This window comes from Candidimonas humi, from assembly GCF_019166065.1.
GTDB lineage: Bacteria > Pseudomonadota > Gammaproteobacteria > Burkholderiales > Burkholderiaceae_B > Candidimonas > Candidimonas humi.
Genome location: NZ_JAHTBN010000001.1, coordinates 161,155 through 178,612, shown reverse-complemented (window position 1 = coordinate 178,612; position 17,458 = coordinate 161,155). Strand labels below are relative to the sequence as shown.

Here is a 17,458-nt window from a genome sequence, read left to right as displayed (position 1 = left end):
GCCGGCGCGAGGCCTATCGGCTTGCAGCGGCAGTACCCGATCAGGCTAGCGCGTTGCGCACATCCGCCCGCAATACCGGCAGCACCTCGGCCTCGAACCATGGATTGCGCTTGAGCCAATTCTGGTTGTGCCATGAAGGATGCGGCAAGGGAAACACATGCAGCGCCGGCAGCGTGCGGCGCAATTCGCGCCACGAACGCACCGTTTCCGTAACGTCCCGCTTGGGCAGGCCAGGAACCAGCCGTTCGAGATGCCAGCGTTGCGCGTAGCCGCCTATCAGCAGCAACAGCGTCAAGTTCGGCAGTTGCGCGAACAACTGTTCCCGCCAGATTTCCGCGCATTCCCGCCGCGGCGGCAGGTCGCTGCCGTCGTGCTTGTTGCCGGGGAAACAGAAACCCATGGGAACGATCGCGACGCGCGACGCGTCGTAGAAGTCGCCCTCTTCAATATCCAGCCACTGCCTCAATCGGACTCCGGACCGGTCATTGAACGGGCGGCCGCTTGCATGCACGCGTGCGCCCGGGGCCTGGCTGGCGATGCAGATACGCGCCGTTTCCGACACCTGGATCACAGGCCGCGGTTCATGCGGCAGCGGGCCGCCGTAGCGCGGCTGATCGCGGCATACCCTGCAGGCGCGGATAGAGGCCAACAGCGCCTCGAAATTCTTCTTGTTCTTGGTCACGACTGAATCCAGTGTCCTGTTTGTTTTCGCATGCCCGGATTCGGCGCCTGCGCGACCTGCATGGCGTCGACAAGCCGCGCCATGGCCGTCCGCTCTCGCTGGGGCTCGTGCCTGGCCCGGCTGGTGCATCCATCGAATCCGGGCTCATGAACCTGCCAGATGCCGGCTGGACGAGACACAAGGCCGCGACACGCGCCCGCGTCACGGCAACGACGGGCGGCACGGCCACGCAGCGAGATTTACCTAAAACCAAATGTGCGGAATGCGAGATTTACCGAAAGCCAAATGTGAAATTATCGGCCGATTCGACGGGGCACGCCACAGAGGGCACAGTGCCTGCGCGGATTTATTTCCCCGATAGATTGATATGGCGCAACCTATCGGTTTCGGCCTCATTCAGGCGCGCCGCCTCTTTCTCGGCATAAGCCCGCTCTCCGGGATCGTAGGGCCCCGAATAATCGCAACTCCGGGGATTCCACTTGCACTGGTTGCCCAGCAGCGTATCCCGGTGGCTGCCCGACGAAGTACTGCTGCACCCGGCGGCGAGCATGGCAAGAAACAACGCGGCGCCGCAACGGCACAAGGTTCGCATGGACATATTCAGGGCCTCGATATAAAGCTGCTAAACCTATCCTTATACCAAAGCCACGACGGCCGGAAACGCAGGGAAAGCCATTGAAAATGCAAGCAAAAGCTTCGATGACGGAACATATCGACGGCACTTGCGGCCTCTTGCACCCCATGCAAGCCCCGTTACGGGCGGCCTCTTCCCGGCCCAAACTGCTGCAAAATATTTATGCTAGAATCTCGGCTTTCGCTGACCGGGGGCAAGGCCCGCGGAAAGCAAAACCGGGGGCCGCGAGGCGTCCGGTATCGGGGCGTAGCGCAGCCTGGTAGCGCACTTGCATGGGGTGCAAGGGGTCGCGAGTTCGAATCCCGCCGTCCCGACCAGAAAAACCAAGGGCTTGCAGATTTCGGTCTGCAAGCCCTTGTCTTTGATGGGATTGGCCTCGGCGGGGCCGTCCCTTGAATCTATGCTCGAGCGCCCCGGCCTTCACTTCGAAGAGTGGTACTATCACGGGTATCCACTACGTTCCATATAAGAGAATTCGCCTGTATTTCAAGGCACAGAGGGAAGACTGATGTCCGGTCGGGCCTCTGGGCTAGACAGATCTGAATTGTGATATCAATTTTGAAGTGACGTCGTACACCGGAGCTTGGTTTTATTGGCCCCGATTCTTGGATAGAACTGGTTCCGCGTCGTTTGTCCTTGCTTTGCGACGGTTGAGGCTACCGGAGCCTGTGCTCATGTAACAGAGCCATAAAGTGAGCCGGGTTTTTGCTCGAATAGAAACAATATTTTTTACCTGGCGGGCTGGACGTGGCACAGCCAATCGATATACAGCGCCAGCGAAATCCGCGAATTCAACGAGCCGGCCCGCCATCGCGTTTCGGACCGGCTCGGGGCATTGGGATGATGTGTTTCCGGGATGCGCGGCACGGCCTCGCCAATAGCAAGCTTCAGATGCCCATAGCTGCGGAATCCGGTATTGCAGAGTGATGTTCCATTCTATGCTGCGCCAGGAGGAGAAAGGCCATGGGCTCCGATGGTATCGAGGAACACAGTACGCAATGTACTAGATGCAGCCATACCATAAGTGTCCTGCGCGCCCTTGGGCCGATTGCGGCCGTATTCTTGCTCGCGCCGACAGGCACCCGCCTCGATGACATCCAGCCTTATCTGATCCAACGCATCGATGGAGTAATTCCGAGATGAGGCTCCCCCTCGAGGGGCCGGGTGGGACAATATGGCCTGCCGCCTACTTGTGCTGGATCGCAGCCCTTCTGACACTGGGCCTGATGTACCTGGCCAGCGCAGTGTTGGTGCCATTGGCATTCGCCCTGTTCATCCTGGCGCTCGTGGCGCCGCTGGAACGCGCTTTGCGGCGTGCCCTGGGAGGCATGGCAGCCGGTATATTGACGCTCGTCATCACTATCGGCGTGGCGATATTGTTCTTGAGCCTGGCGGCCTGGGGGCTCACCGTGGTAGCGCAATGGACAATCGCCAATTCGGCGCGGCTGCAGCGTCTGTTCAATATCGAGCTGGCTGACCTGGATCCGCGATTCACGCTGGTGCTGACCTTGTTCCAGGATGGCTTCAACGTGACCTGGGTCTTGCGAGCGCTCCAGGAACTGCTGGTCCGCATCAACAGCACGGCCGGCCTCATATTCCTGTCATTTCTGTTCGTCACGCTTGGAGTCTTCGAGCTGGACGAAGTGCCATCGCGCATACGCCGCATCACGCGCCACCCGGACCACTGGGCGGACGTAACCGAGCAAATATCCGCCAAGTTGCGGCGTTATATGCTGATCCGCACCGTCGCGAGTCTGTTGACCGGCCTGACGGTCTGGTTGTTCGCAATGTACGCGGGACTGGAGCTGGCCACGGCCTGGGGAGCCTTGGCGTTTTTGCTGAACTACATCCCGTTTCTCGGCCCTTTGCTGGCCACGCTTTTCCCGTCCTTCTTCGCGTTCGTGCAATTCGGATCCCTGAACGCCGCGGTCATCGTGCTTCTGATCCTGAATGTCATCCAGATCGCTTACGGTTGCTACCTGGAGCCCCGCCTCGCCGGTAGCGCCTTTTCCCTTTCCCCGCTGGCCGTGATGGTGGCGGTGTTCTTCTGGGGGCTTGTTTGGGGCATTCCCGGAACTTTCATCGGCGTGCCCATCCTGATCGCGGCCACATCGATCTGGACAAGCCAAGGGCTGCAACGATCGCACGACCCGGGTGCCGTCGACCCGGGCTCGCCGAATCGAGAAGATCCAAAAGCAGGAAGTTCTCTCATGTGAACACGTAATATTTCATCGGAGGCGAGCAATGCAGAATGGCGAGGAAAAGAAGCTGGGCTTGTTGTCATTGACCGGGATGGTGGTCGGTTCGATGATCGGAGCGGGGATTTTTTCGCTGCCGAGGACTTTTAGCAATGCGACGGGCGTCATCGGTGCAATTATTGCCTGGGCCATCGCAGGAGCCGGCATGTACACGCTGGCCCGGGTTTTTCAAAGCCTGGCCCAAAGAAAGCCCGACCTGGACGCCGGCATTTTTGCTTATGCCAAGGCGGGATTCGGAGACTATTTGGGGTTCCTGTCCGCGTTCGGGTACTGGCTTGGAAGCTGCATAGGCAATGTTTCGTATTGGGTGCTGATCAAGTCCACGCTAGGCGCCTTTTTTCCTGTATTCGGCAACGGCAACACCTTGCCCGCCATCCTCGCCGCATCAATCGGGATCTGGCTATTCCACTTCCTGATCCTGCGAGGCGTGCAACAGGCCGCATTTATCAACGCCGTGGTCACGGTGGCCAAGATCATTCCTATCCTGGCGTTCATCGTCATGCTCATTGTCGCCTTCAAGCTGGATCTGTTCCGGACGAACTTGTGGGGAGATTTCGGGACGGAGGGTATTTTTGCGCAGGTTCGACGAACCATGCTGGTCACGGTTTTCGTATTCCTGGGGATCGAAGGCGCCAGCGTCTATTCCCGCTTCGCGATCAAGCGATCGCACGTCGGCGTGGCGACACTGATCGGCTTCATGACAGCGCTTTGCCTGATGGTGTTGGTGACTCTGCTGCCATACGCGGTCATGCACCAAAGCGAAATTGCCGCGCTGCGCCAGCCGTCCATGGCGGGCGTGCTGGAGTCGGCAGTCGGCCATTGGGGCGCCGTTTTCATCAGCGTAGGACTGCTTATATCGGTCCTCGGCGCCTACCTCGCATGGTCGCTGATTTGCGCCGAAGTCCTGTTCGCCGCCTCGAAAAACGAAGACATGCCGCGCATCTTCGCCAGCGAGAACAAGAACGGCGTGCCGGCCGCCGCGCTGTGGCTTACCAATATCGTTGTCCAGCTTTTCGTCATCAGCACCTACTGGTCGTCGGATGCCTTTTCGCTGATGCTCAATCTGACCAGTGCCGTGTCGTTGATTCCTTATTTCCTGGTGGCGGCGTTCGGATTCATGCTCGCCAGGCGCGGAGAAACTTACGAAAACGGCAACGGCCGCACCCGAGACCTGGTTGTCGCGGGGATCGCAGTGCTCTATACCGCATTCCTGGTCTATGCAGGCGGACTGAAGTTCGTATTGCTGTCGGCACTGCTCTATGCACCGGGCACGGCTTTGTACTACTGGGCCCGCCGCGAACGGGGCCGGAAGCTGTTCAAGAGCTGGGAAATCGTCGTATTTGCGGTGGCTCTCGTCGGTTGCCTCGCTGCTGTTGCCGGCCTGCACCAAGGCTGGATCATTATCTGACATCCAAGGGAAAATAATGGCTAACAACACTGAACTGGGAGTTCATTCCGAAGTGGGCACATTGCGCAAAGTACTGGTCTGCGCACCCGGAAAAGCCCATGAACGGCTGACCCCTTCCAATTGCGATGCTTTGCTTTTCGACGATGTGCTGTGGGTCGATAATGCCAAGCGCGACCACTTCGACTTCATGAACAAGATGCGTGACCGCGGCGTGGAGGTCGTGGAAATGCACAATCTGCTGACCGAAACCGTGACGCGACCCGAAGCGAAAAAGTGGATCCTGGACAACCAGGTGGTGGCGAATCAGCTGGGCCTGGGCTTGCTGGACGAGATTCGCGGCTATCTCGACGGCCTGCCGCCGCGCAAGCTTGCCGAAACACTGATCGGCGGCCTTTCGACCGAGGAATTTCCCGAGGACATCGGCGGCGAACAGCTGGCCCTCATACGGGATGCCGCGGGCGTTACGGAATACCTGCTGCCGCCGCTGCCAAACACCTTGTATACGCGCGATACGACCTGCTGGATCTACGGCGGGGTCACGCTCAATCCGCTCTACTGGCCGGCGCGCCATGAAGAAACCATCCTGGCCGCCGCGATCTATCGCTTTCACCCGGATTTTGCCGGGAAGACACGGGTCTGGTGGGGCGATCCGACCCAAGATCACGGGCTTGCCACGCTGGAGGGCGGAGATGTCATGCCCATCGGCAACCGTACCGTGATGATAGGCATGAGCGAACGTACGTCCCGGCAGGCCATCAGCCAGCTGGCCGCTTCCCTGTTCGCCCAGGAAGTTGTCGATCGCGTGATTGTGGCTGCGATGCCGAAGCTGCGCGCGGCCATGCACCTAGATACCGTGCTGACGTTTGCCGATCGCGATTGTGTGCTGATCTATCCCGACATCGCCAACGGTATTCAGGCTTTTTCCTATCGGCCCGGCAGCAAGCCCGGGGCACTGGAACTCCATCGGGAAAAGGGATCGCTCGTAGAGGTGATCGGCGGGGCGCTGGGCATAAAAAAAATGCGTGTCATAGAAACAGGCGGGAATGCGTATCTACGCGAGCGCACGCAGTGGGACAGCGGAGCCAATCTTGTCTGTCTGTCTCCGGGCGTTGTCATGGCCTATGACCGTAATGTGTATACCAATACGCTGTTGCGCAAGGCCGGTATCGAAGTGGTGTCCATAGTCGGCGCGGAATTGGGCCGTGGACGAGGCGGTGGCCACTGCATGACCTGCCCCATCATTCGCGATCCTGCCTGACTCCGGCCGCGATATAGGCCCACAGTTATAGGCCCACATCATGGCATCGCGGAATGCTCCCATGGCGTAGCGGGACGGCGATCCGGTTCCGGGGGGTGACGCGATGCTCGTGCAGCTTGCGCCGGACATGCACTGCGCAGCGGGCGGGCCTGCGCCCATCCGCACGGCAGGCGAGCCGGCGCTATTTACCGACCAGGACGAGGTTGGACGACTGGGAGGTACTGTTCAGGCTGCCCGTGGAGGAGACGAAGTTGCTTGCGTTGCCAGTAATGGCGGCGGTCGTGCCCGCATTCAGGCCGACGTCTATATTGCGCGCCAACGCGCTATTGTCCAGGGTCTGCAGGGCGACGGCCTGGCTTGAGCCGCTTTGGGACGACGAGGGCATGCCGGTGCCGAAAGTCGAGGGCCACTTCTGATTGTCGGTCGCCAGCCCCTGGCCATAAGAACCGACGGGGGTGAAGCCGCTTATGGGAGCATAGGAAGCGATTCCGGAGGAATCCGCCATCGCGGCGCCGGCGAACGCCAAGCCGGCGGCCATGGCCAAGACAGCGCAAACCGCGGAGCCCCGTTTCGCCGCGCGTACAGCCCGGCCGGGAAGTTGGGTACGATCCATGGCGACCTTCCTTTGCGAGATGGGAGCTGGATTGCCCCGCCGTCGCACAATCAGCCCGATGTGGCTGCGTATCGGAAAGTTTCCGCCTAAATGAGCAAAAAGTAACTAGGGGAAACCCTTGTTTCAACCTTTGACCGGTACGGCGGCGGCCCTGGATGCTCGACACGCAGACGGAGCTTATTCAGCGGGAATAATGCCGGGGTGTTTCTGCAAGAACAGTTTCCAGCGCCGCGACTCCTTGGCGATGTATTCCCCGTATTCCTTCGCATCCAGCGCGCCGGGCTGCGCCCCGGACTGAACGATTTTTTCCCGGTAGGCCTTGTTCTGCAGCACCTTGGCAAGGGCGCGCGAGAGTTTCTCGACGACCGGCTTCGGGGTTCCGGCGGGGGCCATCAGCCCGAACACCGAACTTATGGTCACGCCGGGGAACCCGAGCTCGGCCATGGTCGGCAGATCCTTGGCGCCTGGCCAGCGCTGCGGCGAAGTGACGGCCAAGGCCTTGACCTTGCCCGCCTTCGCGTTGGCCAGGCCATTGGTCAAATTGTCGAACATCATCGAAACCCGCCCGGCGAGCAGATCCATTTGCGCGCCGTTGGTCCCCTTGTACGGCACATGCGTAATGTCGATGCCGGCTGCGGAGGCCAATAGCGCGCCTGCCAGATGGCTTACTGTCCCCGTGCCCGCGGAGCCGTAATTGATCGTATGGGGATGCCGGCGCGCGTAATCGATCAGGCCCTTCAGCGTATCCACAGGCACGCCCCGATTCACCACCAGGACGTTCGGGGCATCGGCGATCAGGCCTATGGGCGAGAAGTTCTTCTCGAGGTTGTACCCGGGATTTTTCTTGGCAAGAGGAGTAATGATGTCCGACACGACATTCACGAGCAAGGTATAGCCGTCCGGCTTGGATTTGGCTACCGTCGCCGCCGCGATCGCGCCGCTCGCCCCGGCCAGGTTCTCGACGACGAACTGCTGCCCGAGTATTTGCTCCAGCCCATGCGCGGCGATCCTCGCATAGAGGTCGGTGGGGCCTCCCGGCACGAAGCCCACGACAATCTTGATGGGCCTGTCGGGATAGGAGCCGGAGGCCGCCGCGTGGGCGGCGACGAAACCCGAAGCAAGCAGGCAGGCCGACATGACGGCCTTGATAAACATGTGTTTCATTTGTCTTCCTCGATCAGTGCGCCCGGATACGGGCTTGTTGTGGCCGGACAGATTCGACTCCCCGACTGAATCGATGCATCCTCACGGATGACGGCTGGCCGATACGCCCCCCACGCTTCGCAACGAACCGGCACATGCCCACGGACGCAGGCCCCGCGATGCCTCCGACCCTGATCTAAGGCTAGGCCGGAAGTATTGATCTCCCGGCGCCCGCGGGCCTCATTCCACGCTGATTTTCCCCGACTGGATGACCTTCTTCCAGCGCTGGTCTTCCTTGCCCACGAATTCCATGAAGGCCTTGCGTCCGCCCGCCATGGGTTGGGCGCCCTCTTTCTCGATGAAGTCGCGCATGGCCGGCCGGCTCATCACCGCAGACAGCGCCGCATCGAGCTTGTGCACAATCGGCCCGGGGGTGTCCGATCTAATGAAAAACCCGAACCAGGTGCCGGTTGCCAGGTCTATGCCCTGCTCTTTCAGCGTAGGCACCTTCGGCAAGGATTTCAGGCGTTCGTCGGCGGCCACGCCCAGCCCGACCAGCCTGCCGCTCTGGATCAACGACAGCACCGGCAGGATACTCGACATGAGAAAGTCGGTCTGGCCGGCAAGCACCGAAGCTTGGGCCGGCCCGCCGCCCTGATATGGCACGTGAGTGGCATCCAGCCCCGTCGCCTGGATCAATAGCTCGGTTCCCAGATGCGGGCTGCTGCCTATGCCGTATGACGCGAAATTCAGCTTGCCCGGGTGTGCCTTGGAATAGGCGACCAGGCCTTTCACGTCATGGAAGCGCTTTTTTTCGCTGGTGACGACAATCGACGGGGAATAAGCCAGTCCGCCCAGAGGCATGATCGCATCGGGATCATAGGACAGTTTCTTGTACAGGTAACGATTGGTGGCGGTGTTGATGGCGCCGACCAATATGGTGTAGCCGTCGGCGGGCGCATGGGCGACGTAGGCGGTGCCGATCACCGTGCCCGCTCCGGGCTTGTTCTCGACCACTACGGTCTGTTTCAGTTCTTTTTCCAGGGCCTGCGCGGCGTAGCGGGCCAGTGTGTCGGTGCCGCCTCCGGGGGGAAACGGGACCACGAACTTGATCATGTGGCTGGGGTAGGCCTGCGCGCTTGCCGATGCGGCCGGACCGTTCCATGCCAGCGCCGTGAATGCGAGGCAAGACACACACCCGAGGCGGGCCGTTTTCCATACATGCATTTCGTGCTCCTGGCGAACGTCGGAGACTCGCCGGCCTGCTTATTTCGCGTGGGAGGTATCCGTCTGGAATCGGGTGACTTCGTATACCGGGATCCCCGTGTCGATCACCCGGCACTTCTCCTCTTCGAGCCGTGCCTTCTTGCTTGCGGCGCGCAGGACTTCGGCCGCCCTGGCTATAGGGATGAAGCAGACACCGGTGTCGTCGGCGATGACGATGTCGCCCGGCGAAACACGGATGCCGCTCATGTCGATGTCGCCGTTGATTTCCACGGTCTCGATGCGCCACTTGCCGGTTACCGGCGTGATTTCCGTCGCCCAGACCGGATAATCCACGGAGCGGGAATGCCCCACGTCGCGAATCGCACCCGATATGATCGCACCGGCCTCGCCCTGGCGCTTGCCGGTCTGCGCGGAAATGCCGCCCATGTTCGATATGCCCGCCACCCCATCGATGACCACGACATCCCCGGGCAAGGCCAGGTTGTGAGCCTCGAACTCGGCCATTTTATTGACCTTGTTGCGCGCGGTTTCGTATGGATGCTCACGCTGCACGATGTTGCGCACGGTGAGTGCGGGCCCGACGATACAGCGCCCCGCAATAGTGGGCCTGTAGAGCGAGGCGCCCAGGGCGCCGGTGATCCCCAGCTCGTCCAGCACATCGCTCACCACGCTCGACGCGTCCCCAAGGGCCTTGAAACCTTCGATGAGCTCCCGGCCGGGGCGCGGGACTTCCATCATTTTGATGCGGCTCGCATCGATCTTGCCGGTGAGGGGCTTGTTCTTCATCGCCATTCTTTCCTTAGTCATTGAGCGGGCACGGATTGGAGGAAATTATGGGAGACCGCCAACGCCAGGGTCAAACGATATAAACTCGCGCTAGATTGAGTATTTGTAAAGTGAGCGAAGGCTTCCACCATGAATACGCCGCCTTTGTATGCGATCAAGGTATTCGAGATCGCCGCGCGCCATGAAAGCTTCAAGCAGGCCGCGATCGAGCTGTCGCTGACGGCGGGCGCTGTCAGCCGGCAAATCGCCCTGCTCGAGGCGCACCTCGGTATTCCCTTGTTTCACCGGCTGCATCGCGAGGTGAGGCTCACGGCCAGCGGAAAAGATTACTGGGAGCAGATTTCGGAGCCCCTGCTGCAGCTATCCACCGCCACGGGGGCCATACGCCAGCGCAACCTGATGAATTCCCTGCACATCTGGTGCCCCATGACTTTTTCCCTGCGCTGGCTCATTCCTCGATTGATGAAATTTCAAGTGAAATTCCCGGAATGCCATGTGACGTTCTCGACCACGCTGGCCCCGGTCGACTATCGCCTGAACAACGCCGACGTGGCAATACGCATAGGCCGGGGCAACTGGCCGAACCTGTCCAGCCGCAAGCTGATCGACATAGAGTTGGTCCCCGTGTGCAGCCCGGCCTTTCTGGCGGATCATCCGCTGGCCAGCTACGACGATCTGCACCGCTACACCCTGCTGCACTCCATGGTGCACCCGGACTACTGGAAGACCTGGCTGCGGGCCATGCGGGCGGAGCGCGACGATACACAGGAAGGCATCCGCTTCGGCAGTGTCAGCCTGGCCTATCAATTCGCCAAGGAAGGCTATGGCATCGCCATTGCGCAACACGCGCTAGTGGTCGAGGATCTCGAGTCCGGCGCGCTGGCCGCGCCCTTCGCGGAGCGCGTCAAGATCCCCGACGCGTTCTACCTGATCCATTCCGAGGCAACGGCCGATAAGTATTACGCGATGGAATTCCGGGCCTGGCTGACGGAAGAAGCCGCGGCGTTCGAGGCGCAACGGCGCCAGCTGATGCGCCCCGGGCCTGGAGGCGCCGCGCCGCGCCATCCTGCAGCAATTGGCCGGCCGCCTCGGTGAAACTCGCAGGCTCACCCCGGCCAACGGTGACGACTTCGTCTAGAGCAACCAGCGCGACGGCGCCAATTCAGCCGGCGGCCTTGCCCGCCCCCATCGCCGCCAGGCGCCGCGCCAGTTCCGGCGAGGCGAGCGACTCTTGATAATGGGCGCGCAGCACTTCCGGAATCGCCGTGCCGTAGGCCGTATCCATCAAGTCCGCCTTGATGGTGGACAGCACCCCGGGCGCGCAGGCCAGGAGATCCTGCACATAGGCGTCCACCGTGTCCTGCAGGGCGGCCGGCTCGACCAGATCGCTCAGAAAGCCGATGCGCAGCATCTCTTCGTCCGCAATCGCGCGTGCGGTCATGAACAGTTTCTTGGCCGCCGCCAGCCCCAGCGTCCCCACGTAGCGGCGCAGGCCCCCGGGATAATAGTGCAGCCCGAAACGGCTGGCCGGCATCAGCATGCGGCTGCCCCGCACCCCGATGCGCAAGTCGCAGCACAGCGCCAGATCCGTTGCGCCCCCGTACACGCTGCCGTTCATCGCGCACACCGTGGGCAGCGGAAAACGTTCGAGGCGGTCGAGCATGTCCTCGAAACGCTTGTCGAGCTGGTCCAGGATGGCTCCCAGCGTATAGCCCGAGCTGAAGGTCTTGGCACCCGTGCCGGTAATCACCAGCACGCGCAGCTCCGGCGTCGCCGCGGCGCGCGCCAGCAGGCCGTCTATGACGGCGCAGTCCTCGGGCGCGATACGGTTGTGCTGGCTGGGCCGGCATAGCGTCAACGTGGCCACGGACCCGACGATGCTCAGGTCCGGCTCGCGGTCGACGATCATATCCATTGAATCTCTCCGACAGTGCGCCGGCGTGGCGCCATAAACGCGACTCTACCGCATCCGCGATTCATTTTCCCGGCCCCATCAAGGTATTGGGCAGCCAGGTAGCGATTTCCGGGAAAAAAACCAGTATCACGATGAACAGCAACAGGATGGCCACGAAAGGCAGCGTCCCCAGCATGATGTCGCGCAGCGCCACCTCCGGCGCCACGCCGCGTATTACGAACAGGTTCAGGCCCAGCGGCGGATGAATCAGGCCGACTTCGAGATTGATGGTCAGGATGACCGCGAACCAGATCAGGTCCACGTGGTTGTGTGCGAGCACGGGCAGGATCACGGGCATGCTCATCAGGATGATGGAGACCGCCGGCAGGAAGAAGCCGGCGATCAGCAAAAACACATTGAGAATCAGGATCAGCTCCCAATTGCTCAAATTCCAGCTGAACATCCATTCGGCAACGCTCTGCGTAATATACAGGTACGACATCATGTACGCATAGACGGCCGCCGCGGCGACGATCATCAGGATCATGCAAGATTCCCTGATCGCGTCGCGCATGATCACCCACACTTCGCGCGGGCGATAGGTGCGATACACCAGCGCCACCATGGCCAATGCAAGAAAGGCCGCGATGGCGGCGACCTCGGAAGGGGTCGCCAGCCCACCGTACATGACCACGGTCACGGCCACGATAATGCACAGGAACGGCGCGATGCGCACCAGGCCGGACATCTTCTGTGCAAAGCTGTAGCGCTCGGTGGCCGCAGCGGCGGCGGCCATGGCCGATGGAGCCTGCAGGCGCGTGCGTAGCCACGCATACACGGCAAACAGCACGACCAGCACGAGCCCCGGCACGACGCCGGCCAGGAACAGCCGGGCAATCGAAGTCTGCGTAACAATGCCGTAGACGATGAAAGTAAGCGAAGGCGGTATGAGGATGCCCAGGGTGCCGCCCGCGGCAATCGATCCCGTGGCCAAGCGAGGGGGGACATGGCGCCGGATCATCTCGGGCACGCCCACCTTGCCTATAGCCGCGGCCGTGGCGGGGCTGGATCCGCACATGGCCGCAAACAGGCCGCAACCGATGATATTGGCTATGACCAGGCCGCCGGGCACGCGGTACAGCCAGCGATGCAGCGAATCGTATAGATCTTTGCCCGCCCGCGAAGCGCCGATGGCGCACCCCAGCAGCACAAACAGCGGGATCGTCAGCAGCGCGAAATTCGACAGCTCGCCGACAAAGGTGCTGGGGACGGCGCTCAGGCCGCCATCATCCCCAAAGGCCAGCAGGAACCCCAGCGACACCAGGATCAGCCCGAAAGCGATCGGAATGCCCGAAAACAACACCAGAAAGGTCACGACGAACAGCAGGCCACCTATTTCGAGCTCGGACATCATGCCTCCCCGCTGCCCTGAGGCTCGCTCTGCATTGCGCGGCGCTCTTGCGGTTCGCCGGTCTTGCCGCCCGCGCAATGTTCGCGGCGTATCTGTACCAGATACTGCAGCGCCGTCATTAACATGCCCAGCGGTATCGTGGCGTATTTCGGCCACACCAGAGGCTGCCAGACGCCCAATGCCCGCTCGCCGGTGTCATAGGCATGTATGGCCAGGCCCAGCCCCTTCCAGCCGAGATAGATGCAGGCAAGGAAACCCGCGCATTTCGCGGCCAACGCCAGAGGGCTGCGCCAGGACTGCGGGAGCACGGCATCGAGCAGGTCCATGCGCACATGGCCGCCGGTAGAAAGCGTGTAGGGGGAGCCCAGAAAAATGGCTGCGATCATCAGCTCTATGGATATTTCCAGTTCCCACGAATTCTGCATACCCAGGCTGCGCTCGACCACCATCCAGGTGATGATGACGGTGGCTGCCAGCAGCAGAATCGCCGCCAGCACCGCCAGCGCGACGCTGATGGCGTCGACACAACGCTCGAAACTGCGCATCGTAGGCCTCCTTCCGCCAAGATGTGGGATCTCTGTGCCGCACATCGCCATGGTCGCCCCGTGCGCCGCCGCAAGCCAGCCGCCGGCTTGCGGCGGCGGCAGTTGCGACAGGCGACGAAGGCGAGAAGCTCCGCCATGCCTACGCAAGACGGTTCATCGTTTACTGCTTGTTCAATTCCTGCACGGCCTGCAGCAGACCCTTGGCCTGCGGACTGATGCTGGCATATTCCGGCCAGGCCGTCTTTTTGGCCAGCGCGAGCCATTGTTGATATTCCGGCTGCGTCATCTGATGCACCTTCACGCCCGCGGACTCGAATTTCTTGACGACTTCGGCCTTGATGCGATCCTGCTCCGCATTGAAGCTGGCCTGAGTCGCGTCGGCGGCGGCTTCGAATATCTTCTTCTGTTGCGCCGTCAGGCGGTTCCAGGCCTTGGTTGAAATCACCAAGGGCTGGAACACCACGAATATCGTGTATTTTCCCCCTAGCGTGGCGTACTTCGACTGTTCATACAAGCGCATGCTCATGAACGTTTCGTACGAGGTCATCAGGCCATCGAGCACCCCGGTCTGCATGGCGTTGTAAAGTTCGGTCGAAGGCATCGAGAATACCGAGGCGCCAGCTTGCTTCAGCATGGTGTCTATGGTGCGGTCGGCGCCGCGGAACTTCAGCCCCTTGACGCTGTCCGGCGTGGTAATGGGCCTCACCCTGTCGGCTATGCCGCCTTCGGTCCACCACCAGGTCAGGATATGGAAGCCCTGCTTCTCGGCTACGGCCTGCAGCCGCTTTTCATAGGCCGTGCCCTTGAAACGCATGGCGTCCTGCACGCTGTTGATGGCTCCGGGCAAAATCGTAATGGAAAATTCCGGCGCTTTGCCTACACCATAGATCAAGGGAAATATCGACAGGTCTATCGAGCCCGAAGCCAGCGCGTCGATCTGCTTGAGCGGATTGCTGATAAGGGAAGCGCCGGGATAAATGCGGAACTTGAACGAGGGGTCGTGCTTGACGACTTCCTGGACGAACAGCCGCGCCCCTCTGTCGCGGCCGTCCCCTTGCGGCCACTGATGTGTCAGCTTCAACGTTTCGGCATGCACGGCGGCCCCGCTCAGCAATGCCGCCGCCAGCCACATAAGTTTTCCGTACCTCATGCCTGTCTCCTTTTATATGGGCCGCCCAAAAATTTGAGCCGGCATCGAATTGCGCATGAAGGCCATCCAGACGGCCGGGCCGCGGCGTTCATGCGCTCTGGAACACCACTTTTCTCGAAATCAGATCGTCTATCGCGGCCTGGTCCCATCCGAAGTCGGCCAGGACCTCCACCGTGTGCTGCCCGAACAGCGGTGGCGCGGAACGCACCGAGCCATCCGGCGCGCCGCTCATGGAAATGGGCAATCCTACCTGCCTCAGCTCTCCCAGCAGTGGATGGCTGACGCTTTCCACCAGGCCGCAAGCCTGGACTTGGGCATCATGAAATACATCGTCCAGCCTGTTGATGGGGCCGGCGGGGATGCCCGCTTCTATCATCAGCGGAGTCCATTGCATCCGCGTCTTGCGGCGCAGGCTCGACTCCAACAACTGCTTGAGCTCCATGCGATGCGCAATCCGGTCCGCATTGGTGCGGAAGCGCTCGTCCTCCGCCAGGCCCGGCAACTCCAGCAGGCCGCACAGCCGCAGCCACATGTCCTGCGTGGCCGGCGCCAGGTTCAGCGGGCCATCGGCCGTCTCGAATGTGCCGTACGGGGCAATGACCGGATGCACATTGCCGCAAGGCTGCGGCACCTCGCCCTTGCTGAGGTAGCGCTGGCCCTGCACGCTCAGCAGCCCCATCAGCCCTGCCAGCAGGGAGGTTTCGACATGCTGCCCGGCGCCGCTGCGCTGCTTTTCGACATACGCGGCGAGTACGCCCATGGCCGCCCACATCCCGGCGGTGAGGTCGCCGATTGCCGTGCCTACGCGCACCGGCCCGGACTCCTCCGTCCCGGTCAGGCTCATGAGGCCGGAATAGCCTTGGGCGATCTGGTCGAACCCCGCCCAGTCGCGCGCCGGGCCGCGGCTGCCGAAACCTGAAATCGAGGCATATATGAGGCCCGGGTGGCTCGCCGCGAGCTGCTCGTAGCCCAAACCCATGGCAGCAGCCGTGCCCGCCTTGAAATTCTCGACCAGCACATCCGACTTCAGCGCCATGTCCCGCAGCAGGGCCGCGCCGTCGGGATGGCGGAAGTCCACTCCCATGCCTTTTTTGTTGCGGTTGGCACTGAGATAATAAACGCTTATGCCCTGATCGAACGGCCCCCACTGGCGTATCATGTCTCCGTTCGGAGTCGGTTCGACCTTGATGACCTCGGCCCCCAGGTCGGCCAGTATCAACGAGCAAAACGGGCCAGCCAGAGCCCGCGTCAAATCCAGGACCTTCACACCGGAAAGCGGCCGCTGCATCGCTCTGTCTCCTGTTCGTATCGAGCCTGCGGGAATATTTCCGGATTCTAGGCAAACACCTGCACGGATTGAAATACTATTTAAGAAGCGCCCAATAAGATTTTCTTATGATGTGCGAAGGCGCGGGCGAGCTCCCGCGACAGAGCCGCAGCGGCCGCATTGCAGCCGATCGTGTATACCGACATGAATATCAGGCAGCTGAAATATTTCGTCAAAATCGTCGAAGCGCAGAACATGACGCGCGCCGCCGAGGCGCTGCACATTGCACAGCCGGCTCTCAGCCAGCAGATACTATTGCTCGAGCAAAGCCTGGACGCCCGCCTCTTGCATCGCAGTTCGCGCGGCATCCTGCCCACGCCGGAAGGAGAACTGCTGTATCGGCATGCGCGCACCATATTGCGGCAAGTCGAGAACACGCGCATCCTGCTCTCGCGCAAAGAGGGAGCCGTCACCGGCAACGTCTCAGTCGCCATGCCCTCCAGCACCGCCAAGATCCTGGCATTGCGCCTGATGAAGCAGGTCAAGGAACGCCATCCGTCCATCGTGCTGGAGATCGTCGATGTTCCCAGTGCCGATCTGCTGTCATTGGTGACCCAGGGGCGTGTGGATTTCTCGGTCGTGCCGGATCCGCAGAAACCCAAAGGCGTCAATTTCATTCCGCTGCTGCAGGAAGAGCTGTATCTGATGGCCCACCCGGCAACTCGGCTCACGGGGCGCAGGATCGCGCTGTCGAAGATAGCCGCCCTGCCCCTTATCCTTCCCAGCATGCCCAACACTTTGCGCTCGCGCGTGGAACACGCCTTTCTGAAGGACCACCTGGTATACAACCTGTACGGGGAAGCCAGCACATCGGCTATTCTGATACCGGCCGTCAAGGAGGGGTTGGCCGCCACCATCCTGCCCTACTCTGCCGCCCACGATGAAATCAGGAGAGAGGAGATCGCCATCCACCGCATCGCCGGCGGCTTCACCCGGGAATTGTTCCTGTGCACCAGCGACACGCTGCCCGCCTCGCCCGCAACCACGATCGTGATGCAGCTATGCCAGGCGATCCTGAAACAACTGGTCGAAGGGAAAATATGGAAAGGCGGCAAGCTGCTGCGCTGACGCAGTCCGATCCCCCGAGCCTTCGCCGGCCAGCCGACGCAAGGCAAGCCCTGA

The 17,458-nt window shown here is 61.4% G+C and carries 15 protein-coding genes and 1 tRNA gene; 6 read left to right on the top strand and 10 right to left on the bottom strand.

The genetic code is table 11. The features are described from left to right. Window positions 1–40 precede the first annotated feature (40 nt). Window positions 41–682, bottom strand: a complete 642-nt coding sequence (locus KVP10_RS00810; RefSeq protein WP_343218668.1) for a uracil-DNA glycosylase family protein — start codon at window positions 680–682, stop codon at window positions 41–43. 874 nt (window positions 683–1,556) lie between these two features. On the opposite strand from KVP10_RS00810, the gene KVP10_RS00805 reads away from it, so the two are divergent. The 4 genes from KVP10_RS00805 (at window position 1,557) to KVP10_RS00790 (ending at window position 6,240) form a co-directional block, all read left to right on the top strand. Continuing rightward, window positions 1,557–1,633, top strand: a tRNA-Pro gene (locus KVP10_RS00805). An 822-nt stretch (window positions 1,634–2,455) separates the two neighbouring features. Continuing rightward, complete coding sequence (locus KVP10_RS00800) at window positions 2,456–3,532, top strand: AI-2E family transporter (protein WP_217962570.1); 1,077 nt, start codon at window positions 2,456–2,458, stop codon at window positions 3,530–3,532. A 28-nt stretch (window positions 3,533–3,560) separates the two neighbouring features. Next, complete coding sequence (locus tag KVP10_RS00795; RefSeq protein ID WP_217962569.1) at window positions 3,561–4,982, top strand: basic amino acid/polyamine antiporter; 1,422 nt, start codon at window positions 3,561–3,563, stop codon at window positions 4,980–4,982. Between the two features lie 16 nt (window positions 4,983–4,998). Next, entirely contained in the window at window positions 4,999–6,240 is a 1,242-nt protein-coding gene (locus tag KVP10_RS00790) for an arginine deiminase (protein WP_217962568.1), read from the top strand. Window positions 6,241–6,421: 181 nt separating this feature from the next. Here KVP10_RS00790 and KVP10_RS00785 read toward each other — a convergent pair whose 3' ends face one another. The 4 genes from KVP10_RS00785 to KVP10_RS00770 all read right to left on the bottom strand — a co-directional run bounded on the left by KVP10_RS00785 (window position 6,422) and on the right by KVP10_RS00770 (window position 10,009). Further along, entirely contained in the window at window positions 6,422–6,745 is a 324-nt protein-coding gene (locus KVP10_RS00785) for a hypothetical protein (protein ID WP_217962567.1), read from the bottom strand. A gap of 285 nt (window positions 6,746–7,030) precedes the next feature. Next, the gene (locus KVP10_RS00780) at window positions 7,031–8,017 is read right to left on the bottom strand and encodes a Bug family tripartite tricarboxylate transporter substrate binding protein (RefSeq protein WP_217962566.1); all 987 of its coding nucleotides are present in this window, start codon (window positions 8,015–8,017) and stop codon (window positions 7,031–7,033) included. A gap of 219 nt (window positions 8,018–8,236) precedes the next feature. Beyond that, window positions 8,237–9,223: a Bug family tripartite tricarboxylate transporter substrate binding protein gene (locus KVP10_RS00775; protein ID WP_217962565.1), complete on the bottom strand. Its 987-nt coding sequence runs from the start codon at window positions 9,221–9,223 to the stop codon at window positions 8,237–8,239. Between the two features lie 39 nt (window positions 9,224–9,262). Continuing rightward, a complete protein-coding gene (locus KVP10_RS00770; protein ID WP_217962564.1) occupies window positions 9,263–10,009 on the bottom strand; it encodes an RraA family protein in 747 nt (248 codons plus the stop codon). A 129-nt stretch (window positions 10,010–10,138) separates the two neighbouring features. Here KVP10_RS00770 and gcvA point away from each other — a divergent pair, with 129 nt between their 5' ends. Next, window positions 10,139–11,104: a transcriptional regulator GcvA gene (gene gcvA / locus KVP10_RS00765; RefSeq protein WP_217962563.1), complete on the top strand. Its 966-nt coding sequence runs from the start codon at window positions 10,139–10,141 to the stop codon at window positions 11,102–11,104. A 67-nt stretch (window positions 11,105–11,171) separates the two neighbouring features. Here the strand turns inward: gcvA and KVP10_RS00760 are convergent, their stop codons facing one another. From KVP10_RS00760 to KVP10_RS00740, 5 genes are all read right to left on the bottom strand, one after another. Continuing rightward, window positions 11,172–11,924 (bottom strand): enoyl-CoA hydratase/isomerase family protein, encoded by a 753-nt coding sequence (locus KVP10_RS00760; protein WP_217962562.1) that lies wholly within the window; start codon window positions 11,922–11,924, stop codon window positions 11,172–11,174. A 61-nt stretch (window positions 11,925–11,985) separates the two neighbouring features. Continuing rightward, window positions 11,986–13,314 (bottom strand): TRAP transporter large permease, encoded by a 1,329-nt coding sequence (locus KVP10_RS00755; protein ID WP_217963043.1) that lies wholly within the window; start codon window positions 13,312–13,314, stop codon window positions 11,986–11,988. Beyond that, window positions 13,314–13,859, bottom strand: coding sequence for a TRAP transporter small permease (locus tag KVP10_RS00750; protein WP_217962561.1), 546 nt, complete (start codon window positions 13,857–13,859; stop codon window positions 13,314–13,316). Before KVP10_RS00750 ends, KVP10_RS00755 begins: the two co-directional genes overlap by 1 nt. Window positions 13,860–14,019: 160 nt before the next feature. Further along, window positions 14,020–15,009 carry a TRAP transporter substrate-binding protein DctP gene (gene dctP / locus KVP10_RS00745; RefSeq protein ID WP_217962560.1) on the bottom strand — a complete coding sequence of 330 codons (990 nt, stop codon included), beginning with the start codon at window positions 15,007–15,009 and terminating at the stop codon, window positions 14,020–14,022. Window positions 15,010–15,097: 88 nt separating this feature from the next. Further along, a complete protein-coding gene (locus tag KVP10_RS00740) occupies window positions 15,098–16,297 on the bottom strand; it encodes a CaiB/BaiF CoA transferase family protein (RefSeq protein ID WP_217962559.1) in 1,200 nt (399 codons plus the stop codon). A gap of 183 nt (window positions 16,298–16,480) precedes the next feature. Between KVP10_RS00740 and KVP10_RS00735 the strand changes: the two genes are divergently transcribed. Next, the gene (locus KVP10_RS00735) at window positions 16,481–17,404 is read left to right on the top strand and encodes a LysR substrate-binding domain-containing protein (RefSeq protein WP_217962557.1); all 924 of its coding nucleotides are present in this window, start codon (window positions 16,481–16,483) and stop codon (window positions 17,402–17,404) included. The last annotated feature ends 54 nt before the right edge of the window (window positions 17,405–17,458 follow it).

What these genes read in the sequence shown, in the direction of transcription:
- KVP10_RS00800 (WP_217962570.1), top strand. Translation starts at nt 2,456, where the DNA reads ATGAGGCTCCCCCTCGAGGGGCCGGGTGGGACAATATGGCCTGCCGCC.
- KVP10_RS00795 (WP_217962569.1), top strand. Translation starts at nt 3,561, where the DNA reads ATGCAGAATGGCGAGGAAAAGAAGCTGGGCTTGTTGTCATTGACCGGG.
- KVP10_RS00790 (WP_217962568.1), top strand. Translation starts at nt 4,999, where the DNA reads ATGGCTAACAACACTGAACTGGGAGTTCATTCCGAAGTGGGCACATTG.
- KVP10_RS00785 (WP_217962567.1), bottom strand. Translation starts at nt 6,745, where the DNA reads ATGGCGGATTCCTCCGGAATCGCTTCCTATGCTCCCATAAGCGGCTTC.
- KVP10_RS00780 (WP_217962566.1), bottom strand. Translation starts at nt 8,017, where the DNA reads ATGAAACACATGTTTATCAAGGCCGTCATGTCGGCCTGCCTGCTTGCT.
- KVP10_RS00775 (WP_217962565.1), bottom strand. Translation starts at nt 9,223, where the DNA reads ATGCATGTATGGAAAACGGCCCGCCTCGGGTGTGTGTCTTGCCTCGCA.
- KVP10_RS00770 (WP_217962564.1), bottom strand. Translation starts at nt 10,009, where the DNA reads ATGAAGAACAAGCCCCTCACCGGCAAGATCGATGCGAGCCGCATCAAA.
- gcvA (WP_217962563.1), top strand. Translation starts at nt 10,139, where the DNA reads ATGAATACGCCGCCTTTGTATGCGATCAAGGTATTCGAGATCGCCGCG.
- KVP10_RS00760 (WP_217962562.1), bottom strand. Translation starts at nt 11,924, where the DNA reads ATGGATATGATCGTCGACCGCGAGCCGGACCTGAGCATCGTCGGGTCC.
- KVP10_RS00755 (WP_217963043.1), bottom strand. Translation starts at nt 13,314, where the DNA reads ATGTCCGAGCTCGAAATAGGTGGCCTGCTGTTCGTCGTGACCTTTCTG.
- KVP10_RS00750 (WP_217962561.1), bottom strand. Translation starts at nt 13,859, where the DNA reads ATGCGCAGTTTCGAGCGTTGTGTCGACGCCATCAGCGTCGCGCTGGCG.
- dctP (WP_217962560.1), bottom strand. Translation starts at nt 15,009, where the DNA reads ATGAGGTACGGAAAACTTATGTGGCTGGCGGCGGCATTGCTGAGCGGG.
- KVP10_RS00740 (WP_217962559.1), bottom strand. Translation starts at nt 16,297, where the DNA reads ATGCAGCGGCCGCTTTCCGGTGTGAAGGTCCTGGATTTGACGCGGGCT.
- KVP10_RS00735 (WP_217962557.1), top strand. Translation starts at nt 16,481, where the DNA reads ATGAATATCAGGCAGCTGAAATATTTCGTCAAAATCGTCGAAGCGCAG.